Consider the following 15382-nt stretch of genomic DNA (forward strand, 5'->3'; position numbering starts at 1 on the left):
GTTTCCGCAAAATAACATAAAAACATCCGACAACTCTGTTGTCATCCCTGCCAAAGTTGTAAACCGACACGTCAGCACACAACTTTCAACCCCATACATACACAAAAAGCAGGCAACCGTCATGGTGACCTGCTTTTTGTGTTTGAATCTGTATTGTCGGACCACCGGGATAATAAAGTTTCAACCGGTTCCATTATTACAGGCAGATTGGATTACTAATGGGTTGGAGATGTGGAATGGGCGGTGGATTTGGGCGACGGGTCAAGTCCTCCACCGAGTGCCTTATAGAGATTGACTATGGCAAGGTATTCGTTGCGAAGGGCATTACTGAGTCCGATGCGGGCATCGAAGAAACGTCGCTGTGCGTCGAGCACGTCTATATAGTTGAGACTTCCGCCACGGTACTGCACATGGGCAAGCTGCACGTATTTTGTGGCGGCATCGCAAAGCTCCGACTTCAGTAATGCCGACTCATGCGCCTTCTGGTAATCTACCACGGCATTGCTTACCTCAGTAAATGCGCTTATCACTGCCTGCTCGTAGGAATAACGCGCCTGTTCGTAGGCGGCTTTCGAAGCCTCATATTTCTTCTTACGTCGCCCGAAATCGAAAATCGGTCCGGCAATGTTTCCTCCCACGTAAGTCCACGGGGATTTGAAGAAAGTAGACAGCTCATCATTCTCCAGACCTCCTGACAAGGAGATCTTCAGATTCGGAAAACGGTTGGCATATTTCAGACCGACATCCGCCATAGCCGCCTCCAGGTTCTGCTGCGCCCTGCGCAGGTCGGGACGACGCTGCAACAGTGATGAGGGCACACCTACCGGAAGACGTTCCGGCAGATTCTCATACAGGCTCAATGCCGATCGGCGAATCTCCTTCTCCGGATATTCCCCCATCAGAAGCGTTATGGCATTGCGTGCCTTATTGATTTCACTCTCAAGATTCGGCACAAGCGATGCAGTGGTGGCATACTCCACCTTTGCCTGCTGATATACAGTCTCCGACGTGAGACCACCCTCAAAACGAAGACGTGCCTGTTCAAGAGATTCCTGACGGGTCAATAGAGTCTGACGCACGATCTCAAGCTCATTATCGAGAGCTATAAGTCTGAAATAAGCGGATGCCACCTGCGATATGAGAGTCATACGCATGGCACGCATATCTTCCACCGTAGCCACATACTTCGCCTTGCTCTGACGACGTGCCCACGTGAGGGCTCCCCATAGATTTATCTCCCAACCTACGGATAGTTTAAGGTCAAATTCCGGATCTTTATCCACACCGTCGCCATGATAGTTATTGGTCTCATGGTCAGCTCCAACCGTGCCGGTGATTTCAGGCAACATGTTGACCTTCTCCACGCCATAGAGGGCACGAAGCTCATCAACCCGTGCCTGTGCCTTGAGCATATCGCGGTTATTCTCAAGAGTACGCATAATTATCTCCCTCAGCGGTTCATCCGTAAAAAATTCCCACCAATCCATATCGGCAATCGAAAGAGAATCAGTGGTCGGGCTGTCCATGAACGCCGAAGGCATCTGAAGGTCGGGCTTCGCAAGCCCCTTCACTCCCGAACATGAGGCAAACGCCATTGTGCAGGCAAGTAGCACCGACAGAATTATATTTGATTTCAAATTGTATCGCATCTTTAGATCTTTCTATTTATTTTTTCTAACGAAACGCTCTATCATCACGAAAAAGAACGGTACAAACAGGATACCGACAGTAATCGCCACAAGCATACCGAAGAATACTCCGGTGCCAATGTCGCGGCGTGCGGCAGAACCGGGACCGGATGCAAAAAGGAGCGGTATAAGTCCGAGCATGAATGCCAGCGAAGTCATCACGATAGGACGGAAACGCAGTCGTGCGGCAGTAAGCGCGGCACTCACGGCATCCGCACCCTTGTCGACAGCCTCCTTCGCAAACTCCACAATCAGAATGGCATTCTTAGCCACCAGACCCACAAGCATCACCAATCCTATCTGGAAATAGATGTTGTTCTCAAGTCCGCATACCCATATACCGAGATATGCTCCCACTCCGGCTACGGGTAAGGACAGAATCACTGCCAACGGCACACTCCAACTCTCATATTGCGCCGCCAGACAGAGGAACACAAACAGGAAGGCGAGACCGAGCACAAGAGCCGTATTGCCGCTCTCATGCTTCTGCTGATATGACAGACCGCTCCATTCCACCCCGATATTTTCGGGAAGTTTCTCCCTGACGATTTTCTCCAGCGCATCCATAGCCTGACCGGTGCTGTAGCCATTGGCGGCATCCCCCGACACGGTGGCTGAATAGAACATGTTGAAGCGCGACATAGTTCCGGGTCCGGTGGTGAAGCGAGATGTACCGAGCGAGGTGATCGGCACCATCGTGTTGTCGGTGCTCTTCACGAAGAAGAGGTTCAGATTCTCCTTGTTGGCGCGGAAGGGTGCCTCCGCCTGTATGTAGACGCGGTATATTCGGTTGAACATGTTGAAGTCGTTGACGTAGACCGAACCGGTGAAAGCCTTCATCGTGGAGAAGATATCGCTCACCGGTATGCCCTGCATCTTCACCTTATCGCGGTCCACATCGAAATATAGCTGCGGGATGTCTGGCTGCATCGACACCGACAGATTCGCAATCGCCGGCACTGCTGCGGCATAATGCCTCAATGAGTCGACTGCCTGTTGCAGATCCTGATACGTCGCATCCCCCTTCGCCTCGAGTACCATCTCAAAGCCGCCGGATGAACCGAGACCCGGTATGATGGCAGGTGTAGAGACAAACACCTCGCTCTCCGGATACCCGGCAAGATGATCCCTAATGCGCTCGCGGACAACGGTTATATCCTCCGTCTCGCGCTCATCCCATGGTTTCAGAATCACGGTCAGCTGCGCATGGGCGGGATTCGTGCCCACGCGCGGTGATGATCCGGTCACGTTGAGCACATATCTCACGTCGGGATCCTCCTTCAGATAAGCGATAGCCCTCTCCGTCACCTCACGGCTCCTCTCAATTGTGGCACCCTCCGGAAGGGCAAGCTCCACCGTGAAATAACCCTGATCCTCTTGCGACATGAAGCTGCGCGGCATCAGGTAGTTCATCACGCAGATAAGAATTATCGCCCCTACGTAGATGGCAACCATAGTCTTGGGTCGTGCCAACCCCTTCCTTATCATTCCGCAATAGAATCGGTTCCCCTTACCGAGCCAGATATTGATGAGCCGGAACAGTTTCGCCCGCTTTTTCTTCGTCTCCGGACGCAGCAGCTTCGCACACATCACCGGAGACAGCGTGAGCGCGACCATCGTGGATATGATGACGGACACCGCGATAGTGATAGTGAACTGACGGTAGAGCTGACCGGTTATGCCGGGGAGAAAGCTCACGGGGATAAACACCGCACAGAGCACCAGCGACATTGCAATCAGTGCCGAACCGATACCACTCATCGCCTTTGCCGTCGCCTCGTATGGAGATAGTTTCTCCTCGTTCATCAGTCGGTCCACATTCTCCACGACGACTATCGCATCATCCACCACAATACCGATGGCGAGGATAAGACCGAGCAGAGTCAGCATGTTGAGGGAGAATCCGAACATGAGCATCACGCCGAATGTGCCGACAAGCGAGATCGGCACGGCAATCACTGGGATAATTGTTGTACGCCAGTTCTGAAGCGATAGATAGACCACGAGAATCACCAGTATCAGAGCCTCGAAGAATGTCTTGTAGACGTGATGTATAGACTCCGATATGTAGGTGGTCATGTCAAACGGTATATCGTAGGTTATACCCTCCGGAAATCCCTTTGCAATATTCTCCATCTCCCTCTTCACGGCATCCGCCACCTCCATGGCGTTTGCTCCGGGGAGCATGTTGATGTTGATTACGGCAGCATTCCCGCCGTTGATACCACTCTCCGTAGCATAGCTTGACGCCTCAAGCGACACACGCGCCACATCCTTCATCCTTATCACCGAGCCGCCGCTCTCCGCACGCAACACGATATCCTCAAACTCAGCAACTGACGATAGACGCCCTCTTGCGATGATCGGCATAGTTATGTCAACATTCTCCGAAGGTGCCTGACCGAGAGTGCCGGCGGCAGATTCTCGGTTCTGGTCTTTCAAGGCATTCTGTATATCCTTCACCGTAAGCCCCATATCTGCAAGTTTCGCAGGATCCACCCATATCTGCATGGCGTAATACCTGCCTCCGACGTTGCTTATACTGCCGACGCCCGGTATGCGTCGGATAGGGTCAATGACGTTGAGAGTGGTGTAGTTGCTGAGATATACTTCATCAAACTTTGGATCGTCTGACTGGATTGTGATGGTCATCAGTCGGCTTGCCGTCTCCTTCGACACCGATATGCCATTCTGCACAACTTCGGCAGGGAGACGTGATTCCGCCTTCTTCACTCGGTTCTGGATATCCACGGCAGCCAACTCCGGATCGACATCAATATCAAATGTGACGATGGCGGAAAAGCCGCCGGAGTTTGAACTTGACGACGACATATAGATCATGCCGGGAGTGCCGTTCAATTCCTGCTCAATAGGGGTAGCCACTGCCTGAGTGACCGTAAGGGCATCGGCTCCGGGATAGGAGGCACTGACCTTGACAACCGGTGGCACAATCTGCGGATATTGGTCGACAGGGAGAAGCATCAGTCCGATGACACCGATTATGAATACCACGATGGATATCACAATTGAGAACACCGGATGGTCAAGAAAGAAATTACGCTTCATCAGCACCCTCCTTCCCTTTATCCTTGGCATCCACATCCCCTTTATCCTTTGCCGATGCATTCACTTCTTCGGCACCATTCTTCTCCTGAGCTGCTGTCACAGGGTTCACCTTCATACCATGCGACAGTTTATGGTAGCCTTCCACCACGATCTTCTCACCTTTCGCCAGACCGCGTTCGATTATGGTCTTGTTGTCGGTCTGCGGACCGGTCTCTATGAATCTCTTCTCCACCACACTGTCAGGGCGCACCACATAGACGTAGGCACCACCCTTGTCAATTACGATAGCCTTGTCGGGAATCTCCACGGCATTCTCCCTGACGTCGAGAAGCACCTTCACCTTTGTGAATTCACCGGGGAGAAGACTTCTGTCGGGGTTAGGCATCTCCGCCCTCACGGAGAATGTGCCAGTCTTGGGGTCTACCTGTGGGTCAGCGAAATCCACCTGACCCTGATAGGGATAGACGGAACCGTCGGCAAGGGTGATTTTCACGAAAGAATCCCATTTCCGGTCAGGATCGGAACCGCCCAAGTTGACGTTGCGCTCCTTACTGCGGAGATAGTCGAGTGCGGTCATTGAGAAATCCACCCTTACGGTGTCGCTCTTCACGACAGTGGCAAGTAGCGATTTACCGCCACCGGGACCGACGAGGGTACCTATGTCGGCTACTCTTTCCGATATATATCCGGAGATGGGGGATGTCACCTGCGTGTAACCTAAGGTCAATTCAGCTTGCGTCAGATCAGCCTCAGCCACGGTAGCCTCCGCTTTCGCACTCTCGTAGGCAGCTGTAGCGTTGTCAAGGTCAAGTTGGGATGCCGCATTCAGTGCGTGGAGAGGTGTGATTCGGTCGAGGTCGCGCTTCGCCTTGTTGAGTTGCGCACGTGCCTTGTTGAGCTGGGCACGCGCCTTCTCGACGTGAGCCTTGTAAAGACGAGGGTCAATGACAAAGAGCGTCTGTCCTTTCTTTATATAGGAACCCTCCTTGAAGAGCATCTTTTCAAGATACCCTTCCACGCGGGCGTGTACTTCCACAAACTGCTGTGCTCGTATACGTCCGACGTATTCACCATATATATTGACATTATCAGTGCTTACCTCCTCCACTTCTACAGTCGGCAAGACCACATTTTGCGGTTTCGGACGCATCCATATATATAGGATTACAGCGACAATCGCCAACAGAACGATGCCGGCAATGATGAAATTTCTTTTTTTGTGCCCACCATCATACCCGTTAGAGTCTTCTGTGTGCCGATTTTTGTTGATAACCTCTTCTGTTGATTTGTTTGGAAAAGTACTGCTATTGACTCCCATGTTGGTTAAACGTTAGATAATTATGATTTCTCCGACGATAGGCCATTCCATGAATTGAACCTCATTCTTTTCTATTTCATTACCTGTACCTGAATCGGTTCATATCGCTTACAAGCCGGCGATACAAATTCATAACACTTTTATACGCACTAATGTTGACCAAACTTATGCTAATAAAAACAAAATACATTTAAAAATTTGGCACATCCCCACTTCTTTTATTCCAAATCAGACTGCAAAGACAATGAAAACAGCATAAAACTTGAAAGTCCTCCGTAACCACAAAAAACCAAAATGAAATGCCACAAAAAACCAAAATGAAATGCCACAAAAAACCAAAATAAATTTGCTATATCCCTTAAAATAATTAACTTTGCACTCAAAAAAACATGTTATATTTCCCCCGAATAGCAGATCAAATATTGCAAGAATATCTTGAAGCATTTGGAGCCGTTCTTATTGAAGGGCCAAAGTGGTGCGGCAAAACCACAACTGCAGAACAACAAGCCAACAGTGAACTCAAACTACAAAATCCGGATACACGTGATGGTTATCTCGCAACCGCAGCAACTCGTCCATCTCTTCTCTTAGAAGGAGCTACCCCTCGGCTTATAGATGAATGGCAAGACGCACCCTTACTATGGGATGCCGTAAGGACTGTTGTAGATGAACGTCAAAAAGTAGGACAATTTATCTTGACTGGTTCCAATTCTGTGGATAAATCAAAAATTTTACATTCCGGCACTGGGCGTATCGCACGAATCAGAATGCTTCCCATGAGTCTTTGGGAATCAGGGGAATCAACAGGTGAAATATCTTTGAACGAATTATTCGATAATCCTAACTTAGTCATTGATGGTAAAAAATCAAAACTTGATTTAATACAGCTCATATTCGCATCCTGCCGAGGAGGTTGGCCAGCCACATTATTGGGAACATCGACCAAAGCACAATTACTTGTGGCAAAGAATTACGTACAAAGCGTTTGTGCTACCGACATATCTACAATTGATGGGGTAGATCGAAACGAAAAGTTAGCACGTGAAATATTAAGGTCATACGCTCGAAATATCTCGACTCTTGCAAAGAAAAGCAAAATGATCAAGGATGTATCAGCAACTACTGAAAGTTGCACGGAACCGACTTTTGATAGCTATGTATCAGCATTGGAAAAATTATTTGTAATTCAAGACATTGATTCATGGTCTCCAGCTGTTCGCTCAGCAACGGCGATTCGAAGAGGTAAAAAAAGAGGATTCACTGATCCATCTATTGCTGTAGCAGCTTTAGGGTTATCTCCGCAATACTTACAGATGGATTTAAAAACCTATGGATTCATTTTTGAGTGTATGGCTATTAGGGATTTGCGTGCATACTCCCAGGCTTCGTATGGCTCCATATCATATTATCATGATCGATACGACCTTGAAGCAGATGCTGTGCTGCATCTTGATGATGGACGATATGCATTGATTGAGTTCAAACTTGGAAGTGCTGAAATTGACATGGGCGCAAAACATCTCCTTGAGATCAAAGATCTTGTAAAGAAAAAGAATGAAACAGAAACTCAATTAAAAATGCGAGAACCAGATTTATTGCTTGTGATTACCGGGGGACCTATTGCCTACACACGACCAGATGGGGTAAAAGTAATACCTCTTTCATGTTTAAAAGATTGAATAACATGAAAAAACAAGACAATCCCTACGAAGTACTATGGAAATTGAGTTATTTCTCAAATAGATTGTCTAATAATGGCATTTCTTATAAATCAATTTTACAGAAAAATTTTGTTTATCCCTTGAAAACGTGTATTTTTGCAGCATTAATATCCTTGAAAACGTGTATTTCATAGGTATTCTAAACCTTGAAAACGTGATACAATGATATGAAGCGCAAGATATACAATCACTTACTGAATTGGAAGAAACATAACGGAACTTCCGCACTTCTCATCAATGGTGCCCGACGAGTAGGGAAAAGCTATATCGCCGAAGAATTAGGCAGGAATGAATACCGTTCATTTATCAAGATTGATTTCAACGACATCTCCGATGATAACTTGAATTTGATACTTGATAATCTGCATGACCGCGACCGGCTGTTTTCTTATCTTCAACTAATCTATAATACACAACTGTTTGAACGGGAATCATTAATAATTCTTGACGAGATACAAGAATGTCCGAAGATGCGTGCCGCCATTAAGTATCTTGTTGCAGACGGCAGGTATGACTATATTGAAATCGGCTCACTGATGTCAATAAGAAAAAATACCGAGAATATCATTATTCCGTCGGAAGAGGAGCATATCAATATGTATCCTATGGACTTTGAGGAATATCTATATGCCAACGGAGAGGAGATGCTTGCCGACTTCATTGCAGAATGTTATTACAAAACGACTCCACTACCACAGGCGCTTCATAGGAAAGCTCTTCAACTTTTCAAGGAATATATGGTAATCGGAGGGATGCCACAAGTTGTAAAAGCCTATCTTTCAACAAAAGATTTCAACGAGGCTGACCGTCAGAAATCCATAATCCTGACCCTTTATCGTGGAGACATTGCCAAACACACCGGATCTCAGACCTTTAAAGTGGAATCCGTTTTTGATGCCATACCATCACAGTTGTCAAAACATGAAAAGAAATTCAGACTTTCCTCCATTTCAGAGAATGCAAGGATGCGAGAATATATCGAGCCTTTCACATGGCTACAAGATGCAAAGTTTGTAAACCTTTGTTTCGGAAGCACTGAACCAAGCATGGGATTGGCTATAAATGCTGACCGAACCACTCTCAAATGCTATTTTGGTGATACCGGACTACTTTATTCTTTGGCATTCACAAATATTGAGGAGAAGAATGACGTATATAGAAAGATAATTCGCGGTAAACTATCGTTGAATGAAGGTATGTTTATGGAAAATATCGTGGCACAGATGTTGGTTGCCAAAGGTTATAGCCTATTCTTTTATTCGAACTCAGACCGCAACGACAATGAAAACCGCATGGAACTTGATTTTCTCCTGCCCAAAAGCCATGTCACAAACAAGCATAACATGAACTTTGTAGAAGTAAAATCCGGAAAAGATTATCATATATACTCATTGAAGAAAGCAATGAAAAAATATGAGATGGAACTAAATAAGGCGATTGTGCTCCATCCGGACAATCTGGAAATAAAGGAAAATGTAACCTATCTTCCCCTATATATGACCGGACTCCTATAATTTAGTTCTTACCGACAAAATAGAGTGGCGACGGGATTCTGTCGCCACTCTATTTGTAGGTCAGTAATGTGAATATTAGCCGGGAAGCCCGTTGCCCAGACGGATTATGTCGACAAGGACCGGTTTGAGACCACCGACAAAACACTCCACAGCAATCACCATAAGAATCAGACCCATCAATCGCATCATCACATTGTTGCCGGTCTCTCCGATAAGAGGCACCAGTTTGGTTGATGCACGAAGAATGACGTATGTGAGTGCATATATCAGAGCGATGCTCACGAGGAGAGTAACCTTCATCGGAACCGTTGTGGCAGTCTCCATAAGGACGATGCCATTGGCAATCGCACCCGGACCGCAAAGCATCGGTATTGACAACGGAGTTATAGATATGTCATCGGCATACACCTTCACCTCCTCATCACTCAACTTAGTATTGGAATATTTCGCCTGAAGCATATCAAATCCGATCTTCAGAATGATGAAACCTGCAGCTATCTTAAAACCATTGGCGGATATACCGAAAAGAGTAAACAGAAACTGTCCTGCAACTGTGAAGCAGATCAGAATTATGAACGAAACGATGGTGGCACGTTTCACTATATGCGCACGTTCATAATTGTTTAATCCTTTAGTCATAGACAAGAACACAGGCATCGTCCCCAACGGATTGGTCAGTGTAAAGAAGGAGGTGAGACAAATAAATGCAAAAGGAAGTAAATTTTCCATGTCAAGGTTAGATTTAATTTTCTGCAAAAATAATAAATATTTTTTGTATTCTCACCAAAAATTCCCATGTCATTTTCAAAAAATTATAACACTCCTTCTACAAGTCCGCATAACCACTGCTCTCATAGAACCATAACCTTCAATCTATAAAGAGGGCTGCACCATTCATTAATGATGCAGCCCTCCCACCCATATCGGGTATAAGGTTAGCTTACATAACCTTTTTTATTACCAACCGGGGTTTTGTTCGATTACAGCACCGGTATTGGTATCGATAATCGTCTGCGGTATCGGGAAAAGTGTCCATTTTGAGATACCTGGCAGAGTGGAGGTAAAGCAACCGGGCCAAGCCTCACTTTGGTCGGCTATATACATTGCATGCTTATTGATGCTCTCTATACCCTCCTTGCCTATGCGGAGCAGAGTAGGCCAACGCTGTTCCTCAAAGAATAGCTCACGCACGCGCTCATCAAGGATGAACTGCATTGTCATGTCGCTTGCCTGAGCCTTATAAGAGCATTGCGCACGATTGCGGAGAATGTTGACATCATCGGCAGCACCACCCTTGTCGCCCTTGCGAAGCTTAGCCTCGGCACGCAGAAGGACCGTCTCGGCTGAACGGCATGCATACTGGTCGATGAAATATGCACTGCGCTGCCAACCTTCACTGAGGTCATCGTAGTTATAATCGTCCCACGATGCCCATTTCTCCCATACTGGATAATAACGGTCGATACGTGTCGGGTCAAGCATATCTTTTGTGACAACCTGACCGTACATTGAATGGTTCTTGTCGATTACCACAAAGTCACGATGTATGTTGCATGGAGCATTACGCATATCATCGCTGAAATCACCATGCCATACCTCATTGATCACATAGTTTGTAGGCGCATTGGCGGAAATTCCTCGTCCGCCTACATAAGCACAGATGTTGCCACCGGGATAGAGTTCGGTATCGGCACCGTTCCACGGACAGTTCTCACCATTCTCCTTATATTCATCCTTCCAGAAAGCATCACGCAATACGGGAGACCAGTTGCGGGGAGATTCGCTTTTGTTGCCGCCATACTCATGATAAATATTATAGTTATGCTGGAATACCCAAAGAGCTTCAGTGTTGCCATCCTGATAATCCTGATTTCCTCTCTGGAAAAGATCAAAAAATACGTTGCCGTCCTCACGATATGCCTCCACGCCGTTCACAGCCTTACCCCCACCGGGTATTGCACGAGAACCGAAACACTCGGTCATGACAGGATGCAGAGCCATCACTTTGTCAGCGTATGATATTGCCATATCAAGGTCAGATGCATTGTTATCGTTCTCTATAGCCAACGCAAGATATGCTTCCGACAGGAAGTGATATGCGGCACCCTTACCCACACGTCCCGCTTCAGACGGATAGTCAGGAAGATTCTCGGCAGCTTCCTTCAAATCAGAGATTGCCTGATTATAGGTCTCACTACGTGAAGAACGTTCAAAGTCAAGTTTAAGCTCCTGATAGAACTTAGTCACAAGCGGCACACCACCAAACATTTCACCAAGACGAAGATAGCCATAGCCGCGCATGAACATCATCTCTCCGTAACACTCCAGACGCTCATCCTCACTCGCCCATGAAAGGGATGGCTGGTTGACACCCTCAAGGCTCTGGTTGGCATAGTTCACAAGCTGATACATCGATTCAAAAATCTTGTTCGACTGGTTGGAGGATGTGCTCCAGTTAGAGAAGTTGCACACACCGTTTCCCGACGCACGCCAATTGGGGGTGTCCGCCACGTCAGAACCGAGACCTTTGAGGAACTGATCCACATCATACCAATATCTGATATGGACATATAGGTTTGTCACGCAGGCTTTCACCTGATCCACAGTCTCGTATGCATTCTCTGGAGTATATATTGTCTCCGGTTTTTCAGTGAGAAAATCCGTATCGCTATTGCAAGCCGATAGCATCGGAATGATAGCCATGCCGCTGAGCGTATATTTCAATAATTTCTTAAAATTCATCTTTTTCATGTTAAATAGATGTTGAGTATTTTGACCCATTATCAGAAAGTGAGGTTCAGTCCGACAGAATAAGTGCGAGCCAAAGGATAACCATAGCTATATCCTGACCCGATTGTCTGACGAATTTCAGGATCACCACCATCCCATGATGAGATAGTGAATAGATTCTTGGCAGACAAGAATACCTTTATGTTGTTGATATGCATCTTTTTCACCCAAGGCTGGCTGAACGTATAAGCAAGGCTGAGATCAGCGAGACGCACAAAAGAATAGTTCTGAAGAGGATTGTATCTACCGTCGGTATAATTTATACGCGGATATTTATCGCTCTTGTTCTCCGGAGTCCACCAACCGTGATTAAGGTTGTTATCCATGTTTACGTCAGAAAGCGTGCGGTAAGCATAAAGATTGCTTGCCATACCATATCCACGACCACCAAACACACCTGTAAACATAGCATACAGAGTGAAACCTTTCCATGTCACAGTATTTCCGAATCCCATACGGAAGTTTTCCTTGCTGTAGCCGAGGATAGTACGGTCTTCAGACGTAATCTTTCCGTCGCCATCAGTATCTGCAAACATAACGTCGCCGGGCTGGGCACCGTTCGCCTCTATATATTCCGTATCCGTTTCCTGAACAATACCGATATTCTTATATCCATAGATTGCACCGAGCGACTTATTGAGGAAAAGACCGTTGGAAATATCATCCTTTCCATCGCCATAGAGTTCCTTCAGTTTGTTGCGGTTAAGATAGAAATTAAGGTTTGAGGTCCAAGTCAGATCCTTACTCTCGATATTTATTGTGTTAAGGTTGACTTCGATACCCCAGTTGTCGACACGACCCATAGTGGCATACATACCGGTGAGACCGTTAATCATAACAGGGATTGATCGCCAGAAAATCTGGTCGGTAGTCTTTGATTTGTAGGCATCAAGTTCGAGTACTACCCTATTGTTGAAAGCACCTGCCTCAAAACCGAAGTTCCATGACTGTGTAGTCTCCCAACCGAGGAGCTGATTACCCATAGCCGTGATACGTTGTCCCCAGCTTACATTATCTGTATTTCCGAACGCATAGGGAAGTCCGCCCTGCTGACCAAGCGTGATCTTTGACAATGTTTGATAAGGACTAAGCGACTGATTACCATTCTTACCCCAAGAAGCCTTAATCTTCAGATTATTTACATATTCAGCAACCGGTTCCCAAAATTTCTCATTAGAAACAGTCCATGCAAGACCGACAGCAGGGAATGTACCCCATTTCTTCTTAGCACCAAATACGGATGAACCGTCACGACGTACAGAAACGCTGAGATGATAACGCTGGTCATAATTATAGTTCAGACGTCCGAGATAACCCACGTCAGTGTGCTTTGTATATCCGGGATTGCTGATTTTCTGAGTTGCAGCGAGGTTAAGACCGTTATATCCGAGATTTGTGTTGCCGAGAGCGGAGAAGTCAGAACCACTATATCCCTTGTAGAAATATTCGTATGAGTCGCGAGTATAGACCGCAGTGACATCCACAAAATGTTCACCAAACTGACCGTTGTAATTAAGGATATTGTCCCATACATACGATTTGTTCTTGGTTCTTGAAGTGTAGCCGTTTGCCGAAGCGAGATAGCCGCTCACAGCAGCATCCGTATAATAAGACTCGGCATCCTCAATTGCAACGCCACTCATCTCCCTTACATAATAACCCTCGTGGGTGAAATAATCGCGTTCGATATTCTCCAAAGAGAAACTGCCGTTCATGCGGAAAGTAAGACCTCTCAGCCAAGGACATTTCAGAAGGATGTGCCCTTTAAGAGTGGTGGTATTGTATATATCATGGTCATCAATCGTGTTGGAAAGCACGCTCCATAGAGGATTAAGACGATATCCACCCTCATTGACGGGATATTTGTTGACTTCACCGTTGACACGGGTGGGCTGTCCATACGGACTTAGACGAGTGGTCTGATAGAGGTCGTAGACGCTTGCTCCAGAATAGTTGTTGTGAGAATACATCATCTGCCCGCCGATCTGCAACCAGTCTGTCACATCGCCGGTAATACGGCTGTTCATCACGAAACGCTCATAATCGTCACCCTTTATCACCCCCTTCTGATTAGTGTAGGATCCAGATAGGAAATAATTGACCTTGCTTGTCGCGCCGCTGATTGAGAGCGCGTAGTTCTGCATAAGACCGGTGCGAGTGGAATAGTCAAACCAGTCAGTAGTCTGCCCCTTCTTATAATTTTCATACTCAAATTTCGACATCCATGTCGGGTCGGCATTCTCATCAAGACCTGAAAGAATATTGTTCTTACGGATATAGTCAGCAGGACTCAAAAGATCAGGTTTGGCAGCCGCCTCGCTCCAGGCCCATGAGGTTGAGAGCGACACAAGAGGCTTACCCTCTGTACCTTTTTTAGTAGTAATCATGATCACACCGTTTGCAGCCTGCGAACCGTATGCAGCAAGAGATGTGGCATCCTTCAATACGCTCATACTTTCAATCACGGAAGGATCAATGTCGCGCAAGGCACCTTGAAAAATCACGCCATCCACCACAAGCAGCGGCGACGACCCACCATTTACAGATTTCTGACCACGCACGAGCATGGATGGAGATTGTCCCGCACCAGTTTGCTGCCCGACAGTTATACCAGTGACTGTACCTCTCAACGCATCCATTGCGTTTGAGGTCGGCATGATTGACAGAGGAGAGTCAGACACCTTCACTGTCGAAACCGAACCGGTGAAGTTCTTGCGCTGCACGGCACCGTAACCCACTACCACCACCTCATCAAGAAGCTGGTCATCAGGCTTCAGATTCACTGTAATCTCTTTTTGTCCATTGATTTTGATTGTCTGTGTGATATAGCCAACGTAAGAGACAATCAGATTATCTCCGTTCTTCACATTGAGTGTGAATTGTCCGTCTACATCCGTGGAAGTGCCATTTGTCGTGCCTTCGACTATCACAGTAGCACCGATCACCGCTTCTCCCACCTCATCATGTACCACACCTTTAAGCTGATACTGCTGAGCTTTCATGGTGACTGCTCCCAGGACAAGGAAGAACAGCCACATCAGGTAACGTTCTTTTTTCATTATGTCTGTTAGTATTAAATAAAGTATTTTGTTAATATATTTAGTAATCAATACCTAATAAAAACCTTTTTTACTCTTTTAATTTTCTACCTTATATCATAACATCACCTCAATCTACTGTGCAAAATTAGATATTTATTTATTTTTCTCACCTATCCAAACAATTCATTAGATTTGTCCGATAAATTATGAATGATACGGACACACTAATAATTCATTCCGACAA

At 46.4% G+C, this 15382-nt stretch carries 8 protein-coding genes; 2 read left to right on the top strand and 6 right to left on the bottom strand.

Annotated elements, in window-relative coordinates; genetic code table 11:
- Window positions 1-215 precede the first annotated feature (215 nt).
- The 3 genes from E5331_RS05635 to E5331_RS05645 are packed head-to-tail and all read right to left on the bottom strand — an operon-like array spanning window position 216 to window position 6072.
- The gene (locus E5331_RS05635) at window positions 216-1637 is read right to left on the bottom strand and encodes a TolC family protein (RefSeq protein WP_275441097.1); all 1422 of its coding nucleotides are present in this window, start codon (window positions 1635-1637) and stop codon (window positions 216-218) included.
- A gap of 24 nt (window positions 1638-1661) precedes the next feature.
- A complete protein-coding gene (locus E5331_RS05640) occupies window positions 1662-4754 on the bottom strand; it encodes an efflux RND transporter permease subunit (protein ID WP_135984263.1) in 3093 nt (1030 codons plus the stop codon).
- Window positions 4744-6072: an efflux RND transporter periplasmic adaptor subunit gene (locus E5331_RS05645; protein WP_123483623.1), complete on the bottom strand. Its 1329-nt coding sequence runs from the start codon at window positions 6070-6072 to the stop codon at window positions 4744-4746. Before E5331_RS05645 ends, E5331_RS05640 begins: the two co-directional genes overlap by 11 nt.
- Window positions 6073-6461: 389 nt before the next feature.
- Between E5331_RS05645 and E5331_RS05650 the strand changes: the two genes are divergently transcribed.
- Complete coding sequence (locus E5331_RS05650) at window positions 6462-7751, top strand: ATP-binding protein (RefSeq protein WP_123483622.1); 1290 nt, start codon at window positions 6462-6464, stop codon at window positions 7749-7751.
- A gap of 209 nt (window positions 7752-7960) precedes the next feature.
- Window positions 7961-9307 (top strand): ATP-binding protein, encoded by a 1347-nt coding sequence (locus tag E5331_RS05655; RefSeq protein WP_123483621.1) that lies wholly within the window; start codon window positions 7961-7963, stop codon window positions 9305-9307.
- A 75-nt stretch (window positions 9308-9382) separates the two neighbouring features.
- On the opposite strand, the gene E5331_RS05660 is transcribed toward E5331_RS05655, so the two are convergent.
- The 3 genes from E5331_RS05660 to E5331_RS05670 form a co-directional block, all read right to left on the bottom strand.
- Complete coding sequence (locus E5331_RS05660; RefSeq protein ID WP_123483620.1) at window positions 9383-10036, bottom strand: MarC family protein; 654 nt, start codon at window positions 10034-10036, stop codon at window positions 9383-9385.
- 228 nt (window positions 10037-10264) lie between these two features.
- Window positions 10265-12058 (bottom strand): RagB/SusD family nutrient uptake outer membrane protein, encoded by a 1794-nt coding sequence (locus tag E5331_RS05665; RefSeq protein ID WP_275441098.1) that lies wholly within the window; start codon window positions 12056-12058, stop codon window positions 10265-10267.
- Between the two features lie 32 nt (window positions 12059-12090).
- Entirely contained in the window at window positions 12091-15156 is a 3066-nt protein-coding gene (locus E5331_RS05670; protein WP_123483619.1) for a SusC/RagA family TonB-linked outer membrane protein, read from the bottom strand.
- Window positions 15157-15382 lie beyond the last annotated feature (226 nt).

This window comes from Lepagella muris (assembly GCF_004793975.1).
GTDB classification, from domain to species: Bacteria; Bacteroidota; Bacteroidia; order Bacteroidales; family Muribaculaceae; genus Lepagella; species Lepagella muris.

Coding starts and splice junctions, on each gene's coding strand:
- E5331_RS05660 (WP_123483620.1), bottom strand. CDS start 10,036: ATGGAAAATTTACTTCCTTTTGCATTTATTTGTCTCACCTCCTTCTTT.
- E5331_RS05645 (WP_123483623.1), bottom strand. CDS start 6,072: ATGGGAGTCAATAGCAGTACTTTTCCAAACAAATCAACAGAAGAGGTT.
- E5331_RS05640 (WP_135984263.1), bottom strand. CDS start 4,754: ATGAAGCGTAATTTCTTTCTTGACCATCCGGTGTTCTCAATTGTGATA.
- E5331_RS05665 (WP_275441098.1), bottom strand. CDS start 12,058: ATGAAAAAGATGAATTTTAAGAAATTATTGAAATATACGCTCAGCGGC.
- E5331_RS05650 (WP_123483622.1), top strand. CDS start 6,462: ATGTTATATTTCCCCCGAATAGCAGATCAAATATTGCAAGAATATCTT.
- E5331_RS05655 (WP_123483621.1), top strand. CDS start 7,961: ATGAAGCGCAAGATATACAATCACTTACTGAATTGGAAGAAACATAAC.
- E5331_RS05670 (WP_123483619.1), bottom strand. CDS start 15,156: ATGAAAAAAGAACGTTACCTGATGTGGCTGTTCTTCCTTGTCCTGGGA.